Annotated in this window: 14 protein-coding genes; 7 read left to right on the plus strand and 7 right to left on the minus strand. The window is 45.8% G+C overall.

Annotated elements, in window-relative coordinates:
* Positions 1-379: 379 nt before the first annotated feature.
* Positions 380-1,645, plus strand: coding sequence for a glycosyltransferase family 1 protein (locus QUB24_RS08995; RefSeq protein ID WP_333152589.1), 1,266 nt, complete (start codon positions 380-382; stop codon positions 1,643-1,645).
* A 102-nt stretch (positions 1,646-1,747) separates the two neighbouring features.
* Positions 1,748-2,803: a glycoside hydrolase family 104 protein gene (locus QUB24_RS09000; RefSeq protein ID WP_333152591.1), complete on the plus strand. Its 1,056-nt coding sequence runs from the start codon at positions 1,748-1,750 to the stop codon at positions 2,801-2,803.
* Between the two features lie 116 nt (positions 2,804-2,919).
* Here the strand turns inward: QUB24_RS09000 and QUB24_RS09005 are convergent, their stop codons facing one another.
* The 3 genes from QUB24_RS09005 to QUB24_RS09015 all read right to left on the minus strand — a co-directional run bounded on the left by QUB24_RS09005 (position 2,920) and on the right by QUB24_RS09015 (position 6,639).
* Positions 2,920-3,636: a DevA family ABC transporter ATP-binding protein gene (locus tag QUB24_RS09005; RefSeq protein WP_333152593.1), complete on the minus strand. Its 717-nt coding sequence runs from the start codon at positions 3,634-3,636 to the stop codon at positions 2,920-2,922.
* Between the two features lie 326 nt (positions 3,637-3,962).
* Complete coding sequence (gene devC / locus QUB24_RS09010; RefSeq protein ID WP_333152595.1) at positions 3,963-5,147, minus strand: ABC transporter permease DevC; 1,185 nt, start codon at positions 5,145-5,147, stop codon at positions 3,963-3,965.
* A 64-nt stretch (positions 5,148-5,211) separates the two neighbouring features.
* Positions 5,212-6,639 carry an HlyD family efflux transporter periplasmic adaptor subunit gene (locus QUB24_RS09015; RefSeq protein ID WP_333152597.1) on the minus strand — a complete coding sequence of 476 codons (1,428 nt, stop codon included), beginning with the start codon at positions 6,637-6,639 and terminating at the stop codon, positions 5,212-5,214.
* Positions 6,640-6,754: 115 nt separating this feature from the next.
* On the opposite strand from QUB24_RS09015, the gene QUB24_RS09020 reads away from it, so the two are divergent.
* Positions 6,755-7,363 carry a TetR/AcrR family transcriptional regulator gene (locus QUB24_RS09020; RefSeq protein ID WP_333152599.1) on the plus strand — a complete coding sequence of 203 codons (609 nt, stop codon included), beginning with the start codon at positions 6,755-6,757 and terminating at the stop codon, positions 7,361-7,363.
* 89 nt (positions 7,364-7,452) lie between these two features.
* Here QUB24_RS09020 and QUB24_RS09025 read toward each other — a convergent pair whose 3' ends face one another.
* The 3 genes from QUB24_RS09025 to QUB24_RS09035 all read right to left on the minus strand — a co-directional run bounded on the left by QUB24_RS09025 (position 7,453) and on the right by QUB24_RS09035 (position 10,871).
* Positions 7,453-8,628, minus strand: a complete 1,176-nt coding sequence (locus tag QUB24_RS09025) for a flagellar assembly protein H (RefSeq protein WP_333152602.1) — start codon at positions 8,626-8,628, stop codon at positions 7,453-7,455.
* A gap of 10 nt (positions 8,629-8,638) precedes the next feature.
* Complete coding sequence (locus tag QUB24_RS09030; protein ID WP_333152604.1) at positions 8,639-10,150, minus strand: mechanosensitive ion channel domain-containing protein; 1,512 nt, start codon at positions 10,148-10,150, stop codon at positions 8,639-8,641.
* A 568-nt stretch (positions 10,151-10,718) separates the two neighbouring features.
* Entirely contained in the window at positions 10,719-10,871 is a 153-nt protein-coding gene (locus tag QUB24_RS09035) for a hypothetical protein (RefSeq protein ID WP_333152606.1), read from the minus strand.
* Between the two features lie 264 nt (positions 10,872-11,135).
* Between QUB24_RS09035 and QUB24_RS09040 the strand changes: the two genes are divergently transcribed.
* Together QUB24_RS09040 and QUB24_RS09045 are read left to right on the plus strand one after the other, a co-directional pair.
* Positions 11,136-15,626, plus strand: coding sequence for a PAS domain S-box protein (locus QUB24_RS09040; RefSeq protein ID WP_333152608.1), 4,491 nt, complete (start codon positions 11,136-11,138; stop codon positions 15,624-15,626).
* 5 nt (positions 15,627-15,631) lie between these two features.
* Complete coding sequence (locus QUB24_RS09045) at positions 15,632-16,960, plus strand: response regulator (RefSeq protein WP_333152610.1); 1,329 nt, start codon at positions 15,632-15,634, stop codon at positions 16,958-16,960.
* Between the two features lie 129 nt (positions 16,961-17,089).
* Here QUB24_RS09045 and hpsU read toward each other — a convergent pair whose 3' ends face one another.
* Entirely contained in the window at positions 17,090-17,767 is a 678-nt protein-coding gene (gene hpsU, locus QUB24_RS09050; RefSeq protein ID WP_333152612.1) for a hormogonium polysaccharide biosynthesis acetyltransferase HpsU, read from the minus strand.
* Between the two features lie 55 nt (positions 17,768-17,822).
* On the opposite strand from hpsU, the gene QUB24_RS09055 reads away from it, so the two are divergent.
* Together QUB24_RS09055 and QUB24_RS09060 are read left to right on the plus strand one after the other, a co-directional pair.
* Positions 17,823-18,620, plus strand: a complete 798-nt coding sequence (locus QUB24_RS09055) for a cation diffusion facilitator family transporter (protein WP_333152614.1) — start codon at positions 17,823-17,825, stop codon at positions 18,618-18,620.
* 698 nt (positions 18,621-19,318) lie between these two features.
* The coding region (locus QUB24_RS09060; protein WP_333152616.1) for a DUF4347 domain-containing protein at positions 19,319-20,986 on the plus strand (1,668 nt) is incomplete at its 3' end.

Consider the following 20,986-nt stretch of genomic DNA (forward strand, 5'->3'; position numbering starts at 1 on the left):
TAGAAAGCCCTACTTATTTATTCAGAGGGGTAATATTCTACCTTCTGCTGACCTCGCATCTCTAGCAGCAAGCTGAAAGCAGGCTCGAGTTATAGATGGCTAGGAGGTGCGAGTTTGACAGCGGCCAGAATACGGAAAATTCCCTTCATCCTCGTTCATTTATATTTTGATTATCTAAAGTTTGAGCTGCTGCACGTCTCTGTCAGCAGAAGGAAGTCGTCTGTGAATTTTTTCCTGGAACTTATCCCTGAAGGATGATTGATCGATCCCCCATTTTCACTTTAATACAAATTAGCTAGAAGATTCCCGTCCCGGCGCATCAGCAAAAATTGCATTTTAAATTTTCTTCGGAATTATTTTTAAATTTTGGTAAACAATTATGATTTCATTAACTAAAAAAAGCATCGCTCTTATCTCCGTACACAGTGATCCCTATGTGGAAATTGGCAAAGAAGAAGCGGGCGGGGAAAATGTTTACGTGCGTCAAGTAGGAGAAGCTCTGGCTAAACAGGGCTGGCAAGTTGATATGTTCACCCGCTCATCCGATCGCCAACAAGCAAGAATTGTACAGCACAGTCCGAATTGCCGGACAATTCGGCTAGTAGCAGGGCCGCAAGAATTTATTCCCCGCGACGAACTCTACGGATATTTACCAATCTTTGTTCAAGAATTTCAGAAGTTTCAGTTAGAGTCAGGCTGTCAATATCCCTTAGTTCACACAAATTACTGGCTGTCTTCTTGGGTGGGAATGGAGTTGAAAAAATCGCAACCTCTGCAGCAAGTTCACACTTACCATTCTTTGGCTGCTGTTAAATACAAGTCGGTTTCGACAATTCCGATGATTGCCAAAACCAGGCTGCAAGTAGAAAAAACAGTTTTGGAAACAGCCGATCGCGTGGTGGCTACCAGCCCTCAAGAAAAAGAACACATGAGGTCTCTGGTTTCCTCAAAAGGCAATATTGACATCATTCCCTGCGGTACCGACCTTGAAAGGTTCGGCTCGATCGCCCGATCGACCGCCCGTCGCTACTTGGGCATAGCCCCCGAAACCAAAGTCGTGTTGTACGTCGGCCGTTTCGACCCCCGCAAGGGCATCGAAACCTTAGTCCGCGCAGTCAGTCTGTCGGCGGTGCCCAAAGCCGATTTAAAACTCATAATTGGCGGCGGATGGCGTGCGGGGGAAAGCGACGGCAAAGAGCGCGATCGTATCGGCAGCATCGTTGAAGAACTCGGGCTGAGCGAGATTACCAGTTTTCCTGGCGCCTTGAGCAGCAACATTCTCCCCGCTTACTACGCCGCCGCCGATGTCTGCGTCGTTCCCAGCCACTACGAACCCTTCGGTTTAGTCGCCATTGAAGCGATGGCCAGTGGCACACCCGTAGTTGCCTCCGACGTGGGAGGGCTCAAATATACTGTATTGCCACAAGAAACAGGTTTGCTCGCGTCGCCGAAAAATGAAGCAGTCTTTGCCCATGCGATCGATCGCTTGTTAGCTGACTCAGTATGGCGCCAGCAACTCGGACACACAGCCCGCAAGCGCGTCGAAACCTATTTCAGTTGGGACGGTATCGCCTCCCAACTCAGTCAACTTTACACTCAACTGCTCGAACAATCGGCCCTTGAGCTTGACCCGGTGAGCGCTTAGTAGTATCACTTAGTATGGTTGAAGCCAGTTTCCCTTGATCCCTGTTTCACTCATCCTTTCTAACTGGCAACCTTCAACTAGAAGTGATATCAGGAGGTACTCTTGTACGCGCCAGAACATCTGGGAAGCCATCTGCAACCCATTTCAGACATCGAGCTAATTCGCCTCTGGGTGGAGCGCAAATCCCCCCGCAGCAAGCGCTTTAGCTGGCAGGCGGCCAACCATTTTCGGCTGTTTGTAGAAAAACCGCTGGCAGAAGTGACTCTGACTGATGTCGAGACTTTCGCAGCAGCAATGAGAGCTCGGAAACTTGCACCCGGTTTCTACAAGCAAACCTTGCTAGCGCTGAAATCGCTGTTCGCCTTCGGCCAGCAAACGGGAATCTTGCCCGCAGCCCTCCCTCTGCACGGGTGGCCGGTGCGGCAGCGCAGGCAACTGTCCAAACGCCTCCGTTTTAAACTTTCGTGCACTTTATTAATCTGTTTGTGCTTTTTCTTAGGTCGAATGACGCCGAGACTGTGGGGGCAATCGGTCTCGGCAGAAAGCTCACCCGCCCCGAAACGCCTGCAGGAAGTTGCGGCCCTCGACTCACCAGACAAAGGAGAGGATAACATAGAGCGCGATCGATCGCCCGAAACTCCAACCCTGAATTCACCAGAGCCCATACAGGATAGCAGACTCGATAGCATCGCGCCCGAACTTCGAGTCAAAGCCTTTCTCGACACCATAGCCGCCGCCGAAGGAACCGCTAGCCCCGACGGCTACCGCATCCAGTACACCGGCACGAAATTTGTCAGCTTTCAAGATCATCCCAGGGAAATGAAATGCGGCCGTCGCTACGGCAAAAAACTCTGTTCCGACGCAGCGGGGCGATATCAGTTTCTCAGCACCACTTGGGACAGATTTGCCAAAAAATTTGGCGTCCGCGATTTCAGCCCAGGAAATCAAGATTTGATGGCTATAGAGTTAATCCGAGAAAAAGGTGCATTAGAAGATATAGAAGCGGGGAGATTGGAGTCAGCAGTCAGAAAACTCGCTTACATCTGGCCTTCTTTTCGCCGTTATGGCGGTTCTGTAGAATCGTCGATGCCCAAACTCGAAGCAATGTACCTGCAAAATTTGGGGATTTACCGGCAAGGATTGGTGGTTAGCAATTAGTCAAAAGTTCAACGACGAGTTTAGATTCGAGTTTGGCAATTTTGGATTAAATTTTGACATCCAAAATTGAAAATGGGGTAGTTATGGGTGATGTCTATTCTTCGGAAATTTAAAAATTAGGCTAATTTTCCATCTTCCATGTGAACGATGCGATCGGCAATATCCAAAATTCGGTTATCGTGGGTTACTAACAAAATAGTACAACCCTGTTCTTTGGCTAGTTGCTGCATCAAATTCACCACTTCGCGACCGGATTTGCTGTCCAGGGCGGCTGTTGGTTCGTCAGCTAAAACAATTTGCGGTTGACTGACCAAAGCGCGGGCGATCGCAACTCTTTGTTTCTGTCCTCCCGACAAGTCATCGGGATAATAGTTAAGCCGCTGTTCCAGTCCTACTAACTCTAGCATTTTTGCAGAGCGATCGCGCATTTGAGAACGCGACAAATTCCCGTGAACTTCCAAACCCATCTGCACGTTTTGCAGCGCCGTCAAACTGCGGTGCAAGTTGTGCGCCTGAAAAATATAGCCAATTTTGCGTCGCGCCTTTACCAATTGGTCTGCACTCGCTTTGCACATTTCTTGACCGATAATTTTGAGACTTCCCGATTGACCGGATCTCAGCCCGCCAATCAAAGTTAAAAGCGTAGTTTTTCCCGAACCGGAAGGCCCCGTCATCAGCACAATTTCACCTGCATTAATGTCGAGATTAATGTCAAAAAGTACCTGTTTTCGCAGTTGACCTTGACCGAAGTAGTGGTCGAGTTGGTGCGCGTAAATTATAGGTGCAGGAATCTGTAATGGGTTGGTTTTTGGAGAGAGAGTAGTAGAATTCATAACTTATTGGTTTGAGGTTTGAGGTTTAAGAATAAACAGCTTTCTTCGCCGAAAAGGCAGAGGAAAAACAAGAGAAGGATTACAAAAAATATGTGTGTAGTCAGGACTTTATACAAAATCTGGCTTTAATACCCCCTTGATTCTTTAGTCCGCTTGGAGTGGACTTCGTTTGACAAGGAGCGGTTTCAACCGCCGAATCTTCTACTATCAGGTAAGGTGCGTCGCTTTGAGATTGTCGCTCTTTTTTAGGATTTAAGGGTGGCGACGCACCCTACAGCTACTGTTGCATGACTTTTGAGAATTAGTATTATCTTATTCATTTTCCCTTAAAACATATCTGCTGGATCGGCTGCTTGCAGCTTGCGAGTAGCAATTGCTCCAGAAATAGTGCACATAATCACGTTCAAAAGTAATACTATAAATGCTCTCAGCAGCGTCATATAAAGCGGTAAATTTGTAGCTTGGCGGGTTAAAGAGTAAAGTCCGAAAGAGACTCCTACTCCCGGCAAAAAACCAAGGAGGGAAAGAATTAGAGCTTCTTCAAAAACGATGCCGAGTAAATAAACATTGCGGTAGCCCATCGCTTTGAAAGTAGCGTATTCTCCCATGTGGTCGCTGACATCGGTTGAGAGAACTTGATAAACAATAATCACCCCAACGACAAAACCCATCGCGACGCCTAAATTAAACACAAAGCCGATCGCAGTATTCTTAGCCCAATAGTTTTTCTCAAAATCGATAAATTCTTGTTTGGTTAATACCTTGACATCCGGCGGTAAATATGCTTTCAAAACTTGTTGAACTTCCACGGGGTCAGCACCCGGTTGCAGTTGAATTAATCCGGCATTAACACTCGCGGCCTTTTGTCTCGCAAACAGGCGCAGGTAATTTTGATCGCTAGTCATCAAAATACCGTCGGCGGCAAAAGATGCTCCAACTGTGAATAAACCGCTGACGTTAATCGTGCGTCGCTCTACCTCAGCTTTAACGACTTTGCCTTCAGCGATTTGCGCGATCGTCCCTTGGTAGTCTCCCCTAGAAGCGCGATCGAACAACACAGTATCTGGCAATTTAATCGCGCTCAAATTTTGGTTGACTTCTGGAAGCGCAAACGCAGGGCGATTCGGATTGAAACCCACCACCATCAGCGACGTTTCGCGCCGAGTTTCGGGATTTTTCCAGTTACCAATTTTCACGTAAAGCGGTTCGGCTGATTTCACGCCCGGTACGTTCATTGCTTGATACAATCTGCGCCGGGGGAAGGAAGACAAATTAATCAAATTTCGCGCTTGGGGGTGAATCAAAACTAAGTCTGTTTGCAAGCTTTGATGCAGCCGCGTATTGCTGGTGTAAAGCGCATTTTGAAAGCCTAACTGCATGAACATCAAAACGTCAGCAAAGGCAATTCCTGCTACTGCAACGAGCATTCGCCCTTTGTCGTGACTCAGTTGCAGCCATCCGAGGGAAGTTCTGCGTCTTAATTGTTGTAAGGGTTGGATGAGTCCAAGCATAGGATTTTAGATTTTAGATTGGTGATTTTGGATTGAAGAAAGTGACCAGGCGGTTTAAGTCTTCTTAATCTTTAATTTCGCCGATCGCCACTTTGACTTGCAAATTGGTGAATCCCGCTACTTTCTGGCTGGAAGCTTCATCTAAGCGCACTTTTACTTCGACAATTCGACTATCAATATTCGCCGAAGGATCGGTGTTAACAATGTTTTGTCGCTGCACTTGCAAACCAATATGTTCGACAGTTCCCCGCAATTCGCCTGTCAAAGCATCGCTAGTAATTTTGGCGGTTTGTCCGAGGCGTACTTTGTCCACATCGCTTTCGTAGATTTCAGCAACAGCTAGCATCTCGCGAGTTTGTCCGAGTTCGACAATGCCGTCGTTTCCTACCCTTTCCCCTGGATGCGTGTGAATTTTCAGGACTTGGGCGTCTCTGGGAGCACGGATGTAAGCTAGATCCAGATTGGCTTTGGCTTGTTTGGCGGCTGAAGCGGCGGAACTGATTTCGGCTGCTGCGGCTGCTATGTCAACGGGACGCACTTCGGCGATGCGATCGAGATTTGCCGCTGCTTCATTAATCTGCTGTTGTCGAGATTCCTGAATTTGGCTGAGTTTGGCTTGCGCTTCGTTAATTTGTTGTTGGCGGGATTGTTGAATTTGATTTAATTTGGCTTGGGCTTCGTTAATTTGCTGTTGGCGGGATTCCTGAATTTGATTTAGTTTTGCCTTTCCTTCGTTGAGTTGCTGTTGAGTTGTTTCGGCGGCGAGGCTTTTGCTGTCGCTAGTTGAGGCGGAAATTGCTCCCTGTTTATACAGTTGGGAGTAGCGCTGATCCTCGCTTTGGGCGTTGCGGAGTTCGGCTTGTAGGCGGGCAATTGCGGCTTTTTGGGTTTGAATTTCCCCTTGCTGTTCGGCCCTGATGCGGGCAATTGTGGCTTGTTGCGCTGCGATTTCGGTGCTGCGATCGACTTCTAGGCGGCTGACGATCGCCTGTTGCGCTGCGATCTCGTTGCTGCGATCGGCGGATAAACGGCTAATAGTCGCTTTTTGGGCTTGAATTTCGCCATTTTTGGCTCCTGCTTTGACTTTTGCTAGGTTTGCCTCGGCGACGCGCACCTGTTCTTGAGCTTGGTCGAGGGCGGCTTGCAGGCGATCGCGACTGTCCAAAATTGCGATCACCTGACCTGTTTTCACCATGTCTCCTTCTTTTACCAGGAGTCGATCGATCCGGTTTCCTTCCGCGGCACCGGAGGCTGAGACTTTAATTACTTCTCCTCTGGGTTCCAGTCGCCCCAAGGCTGTAACTGTCGTTAATTGCGATGCTGTGACGGCTGCTGCTGCGGCTACTGCGTTGGGATCGGGTATGCGCGATCGCCAGATCGTGTAGCCTGTGGTTCCCGCTGCCCCCAGGGTTGCTACTGCGGCCACAACTAGGAGTTGTTTAACTAGGGATGGATTTGAGGATAAGCCGTCCGCTGTTGGTTGGTGTACCATGACATACCTCTTTGTGAGAAAATAAAACTAAACGGTTTAGTTCCGATGTTTCTCTATACTAAACCGTTCAGTATAATAATGTCAAGAGCCCAAATAAAAATTACAGAAGCAAGGTATGGCAAGGACAAAACCGATCGAACCAGACGCAGCAGGAGGTGACAAAACCGAGCAAATCCTGCAAGGTGCAATGCAAGAATTTTTAGCCCACGGCTACGCGGGGACGAGTATGGACAAGGTAGCGAAGACGGGGGGAGTTTCCAAAGCCACGGTTTACAGCTATTTTCAAGATAAAGAAGGATTATTCGCGGCTTTGGTACAGCGGCTGGCGCGAGAAAAAGTCCATTTTACAATTCTGGATGAAGAACCCGCCGTAGCGCTGCGATTCGCTGCCACAACTATATTGGATCAGGCGACCCAGGAACCAGAATATCTCAATTTTGTGAGGTTAGTGATTGCGGAATCAGGGCGTTTTCCCCAGCTAGCGCAGACTTTTGTGAAAAACTTAGCTAAACCGGGTATCGAGCGGCTAGCGGATTATTTGGCATCGCATCCAGAGTTAAAATTGCCTGATCCGGAGGCAACGGCGCGGATTTTTATCGGAGCTTTGGTATATTTTCAGTTAATGCAGCATATGATGCACGGTAAAGATATTATCCCAATGGAGCGCGATCGACTGATCGACGGTCTGCTGCACTTGATTTTAGGCCCGCAGTCTAATTCCTAAAGTGCGATCGACAAAATCTAGGAATTTTATTTGAGAATCATTTAAATGCCATAAAGAGCGAGATCCCTTTATGGCTGCGATCGCAGGTTCTATTCAGGTGTTTTTCCTAACCTTTCCCTCAATTCCTCAGCCGATAACTGTGGCAGTTGTTCTACAAACAATGTCAATTCTGCCACAGGCAATGCCAATAAATTAGTAACGCCTGTAGGCAGAAGATCGCCCAATTCAGGCGATCGTATTTGCAACGCACTTTCAGCTAACAATTTAACCGCTGCTTCCCGCCCTGATTCATCCACTGTCAGCATCGATATTGCCAGCAACAGCACTGTAAATTCCGCCGCCGCCAACGTGGATATTGGAGATAGAAAAGCAGTCATTTTCGGGCTTAATTCTCCAAATCTAACTCGCAGAAAGTTTTCTAAGATTAAGCGCTGTTGTTCTTGTCGGCCTCGTTCTAGCCCTTGTTCTAGTCCTTGTTCTAGCCCTCGTTCTAGTCCTCGTTCTAGTCCTTCTTCTAGTCCCTGTTCTAGTCCTTCTTCTCTAGCTTGTTGCTGTGCGGCTTGTATTTGTTGTTGAAAAAGTGGTGCAATGGCCATAATTAACTCCCGCTCTTCTGGCTCTAATTGTTGTGGCGCATCGGTTACTAAATTTGATTGTAACCGATACAGCAATTCTAGCGCGATAATCCGCAACGGATCGTCTGCTGCTAAAGCGCTTAATTGGGAAATAGCCCTTTGCTGCACTCCCCCTTTGCCCAAAATCCTCAACCACAGGGTTTCTGGAGTTTCTGGCAACTGGTGAATTGCCACAATTGCAGTTCGCAAAGATTCCCCCAAAAAATAAATTCCCTGCATCCAATTCTCTGTGTCTGGTATCGCATTAAAGCTATCTACCAATGCTTTCGATGCTGTGGGCATCAAAATCCACAGTTTGGGTAACTGAGCGTCATCATAGCGAGTATTTTCTCTCCTAAATTTTCGCTCCAATTCACCTCGCACGTCCAATAACTTGCCCAGACAGCTACAAATTTCGCTGACGTTTGCCGGATTGCGAAACGGTTCAAAAATTGCAGTTGTGCTTGCCATTTTTCCCAACAATCCCAAGGTTTCTGAGTATTCGGGAATTGCGGCGGTGCTGGGAGTGAAGTAAACATCGATTTCTCGCACTTCCGAAGTCACATCGCGGCCGATATTAACCGTTCCGAGCGGTGAGAGCAATTCCTCCAGGTATTCTTTGGCAAAGAGATCGTGAATAAATCGCGTCATAGAAATTATTTCAAACGCTAAATAGATTTTTTAGCCGTTTTCTCACCCATTCTACAGGATTTTCATCCTCTTCTGCTGCATCTACCAATTCCATTTCTCGCAATAATTGCTGTCTCTCGCGGAGTTCTTCTTTGTGTTTGACTATTTCTTTAATAATCTGTTCAGATAAATCCGGTCGTTCAGTTAAAACTTTCTGGAACCCTTCTTTATTGATGGCAAATAAAATTGTTTCTTCCAAAGCTCTTACCGAAGCAGTTCTGGGAATTCCCAACATCAAAGAAAGTTCCCCGAAAAACTTACCTGTACCGAGGTTATTCAGATGTTTGTCAATAGCTTCTACAAAAACTTCGACTGAACCTGAAAGAATCATGTAAAAAGCATCTCCGGGGTCGTTTTCGTGAAATAAAAATTCTTGCGATCGCAGCCGTTTGCGGTATCCAACTTCAATCAATTGCCGCAATTCAAGATCAGTCAGGTTTTCAAAGTATTCCACCTCTCGCAGCAAACAGCTAAGCGACGATGGCTTTTTCATTTTTTCTGCAAAAATAGGCGGTTTTTGCTCATTTTCTGAGTAACTGTTCGGGAGGTCAATTGCAGTTTCTTTTTTGTTGAACATTGACAACAGAACTTCGGGGTTTTGCAAATAAATTTCTCGGTCATTGAACGGAAATTCGATTTCCTGCTGGCGGAAATTGTATTCAATTGCAAAATTCAAAGAACTTTTAATTAATTCTCTTTCAGTCGGCTTGTCCGTCCAAACTAAAAGTTCAAATTTAAAACTATCATCACCAAACTCGACAAACAATACTTTCGGAGTCGGTTCGTACAAAACTCCTGCTTCCGCGTAAGCAATATTTAACAGAGTTTCTGTCACTAACAGCGGGTTACTATTCTCGGCTACTTCTACGGGAACTCGCAGACAGAGTAGGGAGTTTTCATAACTCCAGTTAACAATTTTGTTGCTAATCATTTTGCTGTTGGGAACTATGACGCTAGAGTCCTCAGTGGTTTGGATGATGGTCGATCGAATCGAGATTTTTTTGACGATTCCCATTAATCCTTCTAATTCCACAAAGTCTCCGACTTTCACAGGTCTGTCTAAAAGCAGCGTTAAGCCACTGACAAAATTAGTTGTTAAATCCTGGATTCCGAAGCCAATTCCGACTCCCAATCCACCCGCAACTACTGCAAAAGAAGCGAGGTTGAAGCCGATGCTTTGGATGGCGACTATTACTCCTAATGCTACTATTAAATACCCAATAATTACTGCGATGGCTTCCCGGTTTCCCTCGTCAATTCCCAGTCTAACTAGCAAGCGTTCCTTCAGGAAGTTTGTAAAAGAGCGTGCTATGACGAGGATAGCCATAAACAAGAATATTAGTTCTACCAGTGACTGCAAGGATACTGGATTGTCACCTATTTTAAATAGGGTAGCTGTAAATATTTGCGATATCTGTGTCAATACTTCTTCTGGTATTGTATTTAATTTAAATTCCGGGAATAAGGTTTTTTGTGTAGTCATCTTTTAAGGAAGGTAGTAAAAAAGAAAGTCCTCAGTACCCAATTTAAAAATCAAATACTGAACTCGTTATCATAAATTTTAACCTGTTTTTAGGGTAAAAAAAATGAATTTTTTACATAGATATGGGGTTGCTCATAATACGCAGTTATCCCTCTGGCCAATTTTTAGGATACCTTGTCTTCACAGACCTGCGGTTAGTGTGCCATTTTTTCGCGATCCGAGAGCCGACTCATCTATTATTAAAGCGATCGCTCTAGTAACTTTAGTCAACATTAACTCGATTCGAGTTTATCATACTCTTTCCTATTTTTTTTGGAATTCCCGTTATCAACTTAAGCGGGGATTATTCAATGACTATTTAAGTGGACAAGTCAAATATCCAAGTATTACAATGAGTTTAACTGGTGGGAGAGATATTGCTATTACTCTGCCAGTTGCGTCCGTATTGTGTATTTCTAAGTGAAAATTTAACCGATCTAGCTAAAATTGATAACGTTCCCAGAATACTTGGCATTCTACCGATATGGGGGACGAAATATAACTTAATCGCATTTGTCAATCCGTAATATTACTTAAAAGACTGCTTGTTTAGGAGTAGAAAATTGGCGATTTGGGGGTGGGTGGGCATAAATATGGCGATCGCCATTATTCCTCGATCGCCCACATCTAAGTTTGCCACGCAAAATCTAAGTAAATGCTGAGCATAATTGCTGATAGACAAATGCTTCCCTAGGTTAAGTTGTCAGCAATGTTCTACCGATAGGATTGATTAGCAATAGAATTGATGAGAAATAGAAATGCTTGGGGATACATCCGAATAATTAAGGGAAATAGTGTCGCAAGGGATACATATATCGCCGATTGAAAACCGAATGGTCGCCCTACTGAACGTTTTCTTCAGTACCAAAATAGGAGGCAAGGAAAACCTTGCGATCGCGCAATGGGACAGAAGTTCTAGAATAAAAGCTGAAATGCACGAGCCAACATGACCAAATTCCCACCACATAAAAACCAACCGCCACAGCAAGAGAGCACAACAGCACAGGTATTGCGACAGGCTCACTTCGAGGCTTTTTTTGCTGCTGCGAATGCCGGACTGATGATTTTAGACCGCCAACTCCGGTACGTCCAAATTAACGAAGCTATGGCAGAGCTCAATGGCATTTGTGTGGCAGATCATATTGGTAGGTCGCTGTGTGAAGTGCTGCCAGAATTGGCTGCGACTCTGGGACCAATTTTGCAAGAAATTCTGGATACGGGCAAGCCAATTCTCGACTATGAAGTAGTGGGTGAAACTCCGAGAGAACCGGGCATCCTGCGCTACTGGCAAGCATCTTACTATCCTTTGCGGGATGAAAATGACCTGGTTTTTGGTGTTGGTGCCCTTGTGATTGAAATTACCGATCGCAAGCGGGCAGAACAAAAGCAGGCAAGACTGACGGCCATTTTGGAAGCAACTTCCGACTTAGTAGGAGTTTCTGATACGACTGGGCATAGCGTCTATCTCAACAAAGCCGGACAGGAAATGCTGGGGATGTCCCCAGAGGAAGCACGATCGCCGTTTACTATAGATTCTGTATTAGCTCCCTCGGCAAAAGCAAAATTCCACAACGATATAATTCCCACCGCCTTGCGAGATGGTAGGTGGGCTGGTGAAATCCTATTTTTGTCACGCTATGGGGAAGAAATTCCAGTCTCCCAGGTTTTGATCGTCCACAAAACCGAAGCGGGTGAAGTGGAATTTATTTCCACTATTGTGCGGGATATTCGCGATCGCAAAAAAGCAGAGGAAGAACGGCAATTGCTTGTTACCACGATCGAGAACAGCCGTGACTTTATTGGCGTGGCCTCAATGGATGGTCGCCCTATACTCGTGAATCAGGCTGGTCTGGATTTGGTGGGACTCAGTAGTTTGGAGGAAGCCAGAACCAAACACATGAACGACTTTTTCATGGCAGAAGATTTGGACTTTGTACAGCAGTCTATTATGCCTGCAATGATGAAAGAGGGAAGTTGGCGGAGTGATTTCCGCTTCAGACATTTCCAGACAGGTCAACCCATCCTGGTAGATTACACCCTATTTCTGATTAAACATCCAGAGACTAATGAACCGGTAGGAATTGCCACTATTACGCGGGATATTCGCGATCGCAAAACCGCAGAAGATGTCCTGAAACAAAGTGAAGAAAGATTTCGTTCTTTGATGGAAGCCAGCGCTCAGATTATTTGGAACTGCAATGCCGACGGCGAAATGGCGATCGAGCAACCTACTTGGAGTGCATTTACAGGACAGACATTTGATGATTACAAAGGAGGGGGTGGGATCAAGGCTATCCATCCAGACGATCGCTCGTCTATGGTTACTGCCTGGTCAACTGCTATTGCTAATCGATCGCTCTATGAAGTTGAATTTCGTATGCGCCGTCATGACGGGGTATATCGGTACATGAGTTGTCGTGGTGTACCAATTCTGAACGCGGATGGTTCAATTCGGGAATGGATTGGAGCTAATACAGATATTACCGATCGCTTCCAAGCTGAAGAAGCTCTCCGCGAACAGCAAGCTGTGCTGCGCGATCGCAACGCCTTGCTGAGCTCTATTTTGGAAAGTACGCCAGACATAATTGTGGTTAAAGACCGGGAAGGCCGATATGTTGCCCTTAATTCCGAGGTGGCAAAATCCTTTTACGGTAGATCCATTGAGGAAATTATCGGTAAAGATGATTCGGAACTCCTTCCCCCGGAGGCCGCCGTTGCAATAATGGCAAAAGACCGCGAGCTCATGGAAGCAGGCATTACTGAAACCTACGAAGAAGATGTTTCTAATGGTAAGTGCATCACTTCTTTTTTAACCACAAAAGCCCCTTGGCGGGACGCTCAGGGCAATATTATCGGCCTGATCGCCATAGCACGAAACATTAACGATCGCAAACAAATGGAAGCAGAGTTGCGCGATCGTAATGCACTGCTAAAGTCAATTTTGGAAAGTACACCAGACTTCATTGTCGTTAAAGATCGGGAAGGGCGTTATGTTGCCGTTAACTCCAATGTGGCAAACTTCATGGGCCAGCCAATTGAGGAAATCATCGGCAAAGATGATTTGGAATTCCTACCGCATCAGAGTGAGAGTGTCCGTGCAATTATGGCAAAAGATCGCCAAGTGATGACAACAGGAATCGCTGAGACTTACGAGGAAGAGGTCTCTCAGGGTGAGACCACCGCGACCTTTTTCACTACCAAGACTCCTTGGCGGGATGCTAAGGGCAATATCCTCGGCATTATCGCCATATCACGAGATATTAGCGATCGCAAACAAGCCGAAGATGCTTTAAAACAAAGCGAAGAACGCTATCGATCGCTAATCCTTGCTACGTCCCAAATTGTCTGGACAGGCGATTCTGAGGGGCGATGCCCGGATATGCCGACTCTGAGAGCTTACACCGGACAAACCGTAGAGGAGGTGGTTGGTTTTGGCTGGTTAAATGCCATGCACCCGGACGATCGGGAACGAACGAATCAGGTCTGGATGGAAGCAGTGCAAACGAAAACCATGTATGACATAGAATATCAAATCCGCGGAGCGGATGGAAACTATCGTTATTTTCAAGGTAGGGCGGTGCCAATTCTGAATGAAGATGGCAGCCTCCGGGAGTGGATTGGCACTTGTACCGATATCCACGATCGCAAACAAGCGGAAGATGCTATAAAACAAAGCGAAGAACGCTATCGATCGCTAACCCTTGCCATCTCCCAAATTGTCTGGACAACCGATCCTGAAGGAAGATGCCAGGATTCACCGAGTATGAGAGCTTACACCGGACAAACGGAAGCTGAGGGGGTTGGTTTTGGCTGGTTAGATACAATCCACCCGGACGATCGCGAACGAACAGTTCAGGTGTGGATGGAAGCAGTGCAAACGAGAAGCCTGTTTGAGATGGAATATCGAATGCGCGGAACGGATGGAAACTATCGTTATTTCCAAGCTAGAGGGGTGCCAATTCTAAATGAAGATGGCAGCATCCGGGAGTGGGTTGGCACTTGCATCGATATCCAGGATCGCAAACAAACAGAAATCGTACAGGCAAAAGCCAGGGAAGCCGCAGAAGCAGCTAGTCGGGCTAAAAGTGAATTCCTTGCTAACATGAGCCATGAATTGCGGACTCCGCTTAATGGCATCATGGGATACGCGCAGATTCTTCAGCGTTCCAAAGTCTTGAATGAAGAAGAGCGATCGCGCATTGATGTTATTTATCAGTGTGGTTCGCATTTACTAACCTTAATCAATGATATTCTCGATTTGTCGAAGATTGAAGCACAGAAAGTGGAACTAATGCCCACAGATTTTCATTTCCCGGCGTTCCTACAAGGTGTAGCAGAAATGTGTCGCATCCGAGCTGAAATTAAGGGAATTCACTTTCATTTTCCTTCAAGCCCCGAACTGCCGATCGGTATTCGTGCGGATGAAAAACGCTTGCGACAAGTGTTATTTAATCTTTTGAGCAACGCTATTAAATTTACGGATGAGGGCAGTGTTACTTTTATAGTCAGTTTTGCAACAGAAGGAAAAATTCGCTTTGAAGTACGCGATACAGGTACCGGCATTGCCCAAGAGCAACTCGAAGCTATCTTTCAGCCCTTCGAGCAGGTTGGAGATCGCAGACGGCAGACGGAGGGCACCGGGCTGGGATTGGCAATTAGCCAAAGAATTGTAGAACTAATGGGCAGTACCATTCAGGTTCAAAGTGAGATTAATGTGGGCAGTATTTTTTGGTTTGATGTCAATCTGCCTCAAGCCGATGAATGGGTGAAAACATCTCAAATCGACCATCGCGGGCAGATTATCGGCATCAAAGACCGTCAACCTAAGATTGTGGTTATTGATGACAAATGGGCTAACCGTTCGGTAATTAGCAATTTACTCAGTCCGATCGGCTTTGAGGTGTTTGAAGCGAACGATGGGCTGGAAGGCTGGGAAAAAATTCTAGAGGTGCAGCCAGATTTAATTGTTACCGATTTATTAATGCCCGAACTAGATGGCTTCGAGGTAATTAAGCGGGTTCGAGAATCGGAAAATTTCAAAGACATCATCATTATTGTGTCTTCTGCCAGCGTATTTGAAACCGATCAATACAGAAGTTTAGAAGCCGGAGGCAACACCTTTATTCCCAAACCGATTCAGGCAACAGAGCTCCTGCAAAAAATACAACAGTATCTGGATTTGGAATGGGTTTATGAAGCTAATGAAGAGCCACTGGCGAGATCCTCAGACAGCGATGAGCTAATTGCCCCGCCAGCTAAAGAAATGGAAATGCTATACGAGCTGGCTATGAAAGGAAATTTCCTAGAAATAGTTAAGCAGGCGGTATTACTTGAAGAAATAGATCCCAAATACATTCCCTTTGCTAAAAGATTGCATCAGATGGCAAAGGACTTTCAAGACGAAGAGATTTTAACGTTTATTCAGTCCTACAAGTAAGGTTTATGAATTCAGAAATTCAAGCAAATGGTACAATCCTTATAGTTGATGACAATTCAGCCAACTTGGGTGTCTTATCTGATGCCTTAAGTCAGGAAGGATTTGAAGTTCGGGTCGCGAAATCTGGAAAGATGGCACTAGAGCGAGTCAAATATGCTCTCCCAGATCTAATCTTGCTAGATGTCATGATGCCAGAGATTGATGGATTTGAAACCTGTCGTCGATTACAGGCTAATCCAGAAACTAAACAGATTCCCATTATATTTATGACTGCGCTCTCGGATACGGCTAATAAAGTTGAGGGGTTTAAGCTTGGGGCTGTAGATTATATTACCAAACCCTTCCAACAGGAGGAAGTATTAGCTCGCGTCAAGCTGCATTTAAAGCTTCATGTTCTAGCTGAGAAATTAGAAGAAAAAAATACATTATTGGAGCAAAAAATTTTAGAAGTTAGCCAAGCCTATGAAGATTTAAAACAACTGCAACTTAAGTTAATTCAAAGCGAAAAGATGTCCGGATTAGGGCAAATGGCGGCTGGGATTGCTCATGAAATAAACAACCCTATAAATTTTATCTCTGGCAATTTGGGTTATGCCCAAGAGTACGCTCATAACTTACTAAAAATTATACATCTCTATCAAGAAGATTATGTAAATCCCACCCCTCGGATTCAAGCAGCAATGGATGAAATAGAACTCGAATTCGTGGAGGAAGATTTTATCAAAGTTCTTAACTCAATCAACTTAGGAACGCAGCGCATCCAGGAGATTGTCAAGTCTATGCGAATCTTTTCTCGCCTAGATGAGGCAGAGGTGAAAGCTGTAAATATTCATGAAGGGATTGATAGTACACTCACCATTCTGCATCATCGTTTAAAAGCAAGACCAGAGCATCCTGAGATTGAACTAATAAAAAAGTACGGTCAGCTTCCACCAGTAGAATGCCATGCCGGACAATTAAATCAAGTGTTCATGAATATTATTTCCAATGCCATTGATGCTTTAGAGGAATCGAATCAGCAGCGTTCCTTTGCAGAAATTAAACAACACAAGAACCGCATTCAAATTTCTACAAAAGTAATTGACGAGAATTGGGTTGCTATTCATATTAGTGACAACGGTCGGGGAGTTTGCGAAACTTTACAACCGAAACTATTTGACCCTTTTTTTACCACCAAACCTATCGGTAAAGGAACTGGGTTGGGGTTATCTATCAGTTACCAAATTATCGTTGAAAAGCATGGGGGCAGATTATACTGCCAGCCTGGATTAGGAAAGGGAATAGAATTCGTCATTGAAATTCCTATTCGGCAGCAAGCTTGTAAAGCTGCTTAGTTTCCTGGTAGAATGTCTCTTAAGCTGTCGCGCATTTAAATTGTATATTCAGGGCGGGCGAGACGCCCAACCCCTACTCCCCACAAGACTTTGATTTTTTTTGACATACAATTTAAAGGCCGCAACAGCTTACGAACTTTGGTTAATTTCTCGCTGACAGCGGGGACGACAAGGTGTTCCTGTGCAAATAAAGCTAGCTGGCATATTTTTAAAGACGCTGCTGCGAGCTCCGATTAAAGCGTTAGCACCGATTTCTACACCAGGGCCAATGAAGCAGTCGGCGGCAATCCAAACGCCGTTATTAATGATCACAGCTGCTGTGATTAAGCCAAAGGCGGGGTCTTGAGGGTCATGAGTGCCGGTGCAGAGGTAGCTTTTTTGAGAAATGACGCAGTGTTTGCCGATCGCAATTCGATCGAGACTGTACAATACAACATCATCTCCGATCCAACTGTAGTCTCCGATTGCAATTTTCCAAGGATAGGTAAAACGAGCCGTGGGGCGAATGATCGCACCCCGACCTATTTTCGCTCCAAATAACCGCAGCAAGCCGCTTCTGATGCCGTTAAAAGGGTGTGGAGTGAGAGGAAATGCGATCGCCTGGACGAACCACCAAAGCAAAATTAGCCAACTAGGCTTTCCTCGATCGAACTTTGATTGATCGTACTTCCGCAAATCAACTAAAGATTCGCCTGTCAAAGTATTTGCGTGATTGTCGCTAATTGGGAGATCGTTTATTTGACAATTTGGGGAATTTGCGATCGAATTTTCCGGATCTTGGTGGGGATTTGGTATATAATCGGTCATTGATAGTTAATTTAATGTTTAATTTTAAATCGAGTTTAACCTTAAGGACTGCTGCATGACATTTCTAGTTAGGGACAATTTTGACTCGGAAAACGCCAAGGATATCGCACAATGCGAGAATACAAATCCCAGAATTGGCAAAGTGCGACTTTTACAAACAGCATTGGTACTGCTTAGCAGCTTTTTTGTAGCAGAGTTAATCGCCGCACTTAATTCTCATAGTTTGTCCCTATTAGCAGATGCGGGTCACGTCTTTTCAGATGTAGCAGCTTTAGCAATAACTTTGACAGCGACTTGGTACTCCTCAGTCAAACGCCAAAGTAAATCCGTAGATTGTACGATCGCACAATCGTCAATCCCTGAACGAGGAGAAATCATTGCTGCTTTAATTAATAGTATCAGTTTAGTAGCGATCGCCCTTTGGATTGCCGCAGAGTCGATCGCCCGTTTGCAGTCCCCAACACCCGAAGTAGAAGGGCTGCCGATGTTAATTACCGCCATAGTCGGTTTAAGCATCAACTCGATTAATGCTTGTTGCTTGCATTCCTGCTGTCACGGCGACTTAAATCTCAAAAGCGCCTTTCTGCACGCAGTCGCCGACATTTTTTCGTCGGTTGGAGTAATTTTAGCTGCGATCGCCGTCGCGTGGCTGCACTGGAATTGGGCTGACGGCTTGATTAGCTTGCTAGTCTCTGCATCAATTATTTTATTAACTCTACCGCTGCTAATAGAAAGCATCCAATTGCTGCTGGGAAAAGTATCAGCAATATCCGCCAGTCAACAGCCTTGTGATTGCGAAAAAGTGAGCGCAGAAAAATTGCTTTTTCCATCCCTCGAAGAACTCATCAAATAACATCTCTTCATCTGCGTATATCCGCGTAGATTCCCTTAGATATGCAGTTAAAATACCTAAGTAATTAACAAGGGCGATATCTAGATTGTAAAGATAGCGTAAACCTTATTATGTCCTCATGGCAAAGATCCGACTTTTCCGACTTTAAGATCCGACTTTTCCGACTTTACAGAGGCAGGGGCGCGAAGCAATGATAGAGACAGGGAAAGTGAACCCACGATGTCTAGATTGTAAAGATATCGTAAACCAGAAGTGTTGTGTTGGGAAGTGTTAAATAAAAATATGTTATAAAAGATATGTCTGTGGTATGATACATTTAGGTTGCATCTAATGTTATAGAAACCCATTGCGCCACGAGGCAAGTGAAAGCCCACTTCGTATCAGGACTAGCCCGATCGGGCTCTACTTTACTGGCTGCACTACTACGACAAAATCCCCGGTTTCACGCTGCTATGACTTCCCCTGTTGGGGGGGCCAGCCGATCGAATGTTGTCAGCCGTGAGCGAAGACAATCAGTTTTCCACGTTTATTTCCCGTGAAAAAGGCGAACGGGCTAACAATTGTACCGATCAATCGATTTGAGCAATAAGACTAATAAATTATTCAGTCCTATGCAAGAGGACTTAAGCTTTGAGGCGGGGGTTTCAACCCCGGCCAGACTTGGATGTAAACGATACATCTAAAGGATTTCAGCAATTATGAACTTATCAACTATGAACAAGCAAATTATTTTCGTAGACTCTTCTGTACAGGATTATCAAAGCCTGATCCAAGGCATCGATCCTGCTCAAATTGTGATTTTAAATGAAAATTTCAGCGCGATCGACCAAATTACTAACGCCTTGGCAGATCAAAAAGATATTGAAGCAGTTCATATAGTTTCTCACGGCAGCGAAGGCAGTTTAAAACTCGGTGCTGACGTACTCAATGACAATAACCTAGAAACTTTCAGCGATCGGCTAAAACAGTGGGGAAGTGCGCTGACAGCAAATGGGGATATTCTACTTTATGGATGCGATGTAGCAGCGGGAGAAGTTGGAGCAAACTTCGTAAAGCGCCTCAGTGAAATAACAGGGGCAGATGTGGCAGCATCCACGAACAAGACCGGTAATGCAGCACTAGGGGGCGACTGGGAACTGGAAAAAACAACAGGGGCGATCGAAGCTGACCTCGCTTTTTCAGACGAAGCGCTCGCCACTTATCAAAGCGTCCTTACGCCTAAAAACACTGCCATTAATTTAACTGGCACGGGTTCCGTCAGCATTGCCAACTCATCCACATTTAACCTCACCAGTGCCATCACCGTAGAAGCGTCGTTTAAATCAAACGGCTTCAGCAAAGCGTGGGAAAGCATTATCGGTAAAGGTGATAGCTCCTGGCGAATTGCGCGGGGCGGACAAACTGGAACCGGCAACAGCCTAGAATTTGCCATTGGCACTGATGCAGGCACACAAGTGGTCGTCGGCACCACCAACGTCAATGACGGGCAGTGGCACCATGTGGCTGCTGTCTATAACGGCTCGACCATGAGCCTGTACATCGACGGCGTTCTTGAGGGAACACTCAATTATGCTGGTGGCATTCCCACCAATGCTTTCGATGTCTTAATCGGTGCCAACGCCCAGGTCACAGGACGCAATTTTAACGGACAAATTGATGAAGTGCGCGTCTGGAATACCGCCCGCACTCAAGCCCAGATTCAGGGCAGTATGAATCAAAACATAGACCCCAACACAGCGGGGTTGCTGGGATATTGGAAATTTGATGAAGGAGCCGGCGTTACAGCGAGTGATATCAGTGGCACGGATAACTCTGGGACTCTCCAAAGCGGAGCGACTTGGGTCACAGATACAATTCCTCCCACAGTAGCCCTGACTTCGGCCGCCGCCGCCACCGTCACCGCAGCGTTTCCCGTCACCGCCACCTTCAGTGAAAGCACAACCAACTTTCTCGACAGTGATATCACCGTCACCAACGGCACCGTCAGCGGCTTTAGTGGCACCGGCACCACCTACAACTTCACCGTCACCCCCACAGGGAGCGGCACAGTTACAGTTAACATCCCCGCCAATATAGCTACGGATGCCGCCGGCAACAACAATACAGCGGCCACTGCTTTGACGCGCACGGCCGACACCACAGCGCCTACTGCCACTTTCACCCCCGCAGATAACGCCACCAGTGTTGCAGTTACTGCTGATTTAGTCGTCACCTTGAGTGAAGCCGTCCAAAAAGGCACTGGCAATATTGTCATCAAGAAAACCGACGGCACGGTGGTTGAAACCATTGATGTCACTTCCCCCAATGTCACCGTTAGCGGTAGTAACGTCACCATTAATCCACTGGCAGATTTAGCGCCCGGTACT

The organism is Microcoleus sp. B9-D4, from assembly GCF_036705105.1.
In the GTDB taxonomy this organism is placed as follows: domain Bacteria; phylum Cyanobacteriota; class Cyanobacteriia; order Cyanobacteriales; family Microcoleaceae; genus Microcoleus.

Excerpts from the sequence above, each read along its gene's own strand:
- QUB24_RS08995 (WP_333152589.1), top strand. The coding sequence starts at position 380 with ATGATTTCATTAACTAAAAAAAGCATCGCTCTTATCTCCGTACACAGT.
- QUB24_RS09005 (WP_333152593.1), bottom strand. The coding sequence starts at position 3,636 with ATGAATTCTACTACTCTCTCTCCAAAAACCAACCCATTACAGATTCCT.
- devC (WP_333152595.1), bottom strand. The coding sequence starts at position 5,147 with ATGCTTGGACTCATCCAACCCTTACAACAATTAAGACGCAGAACTTCC.
- QUB24_RS09015 (WP_333152597.1), bottom strand. The coding sequence starts at position 6,639 with ATGGTACACCAACCAACAGCGGACGGCTTATCCTCAAATCCATCCCTA.
- QUB24_RS09020 (WP_333152599.1), top strand. The coding sequence starts at position 6,755 with ATGGCAAGGACAAAACCGATCGAACCAGACGCAGCAGGAGGTGACAAA.
- QUB24_RS09025 (WP_333152602.1), bottom strand. The coding sequence starts at position 8,628 with ATGACGCGATTTATTCACGATCTCTTTGCCAAAGAATACCTGGAGGAA.
- QUB24_RS09030 (WP_333152604.1), bottom strand. The coding sequence starts at position 10,150 with ATGACTACACAAAAAACCTTATTCCCGGAATTTAAATTAAATACAATA.
- QUB24_RS09040 (WP_333152608.1), top strand. The coding sequence starts at position 11,136 with ATGACCAAATTCCCACCACATAAAAACCAACCGCCACAGCAAGAGAGC.
- QUB24_RS09045 (WP_333152610.1), top strand. The coding sequence starts at position 15,632 with ATGAATTCAGAAATTCAAGCAAATGGTACAATCCTTATAGTTGATGAC.
- hpsU (WP_333152612.1), bottom strand. The coding sequence starts at position 17,767 with ATGACCGATTATATACCAAATCCCCACCAAGATCCGGAAAATTCGATC.
- QUB24_RS09055 (WP_333152614.1), top strand. The coding sequence starts at position 17,823 with ATGACATTTCTAGTTAGGGACAATTTTGACTCGGAAAACGCCAAGGAT.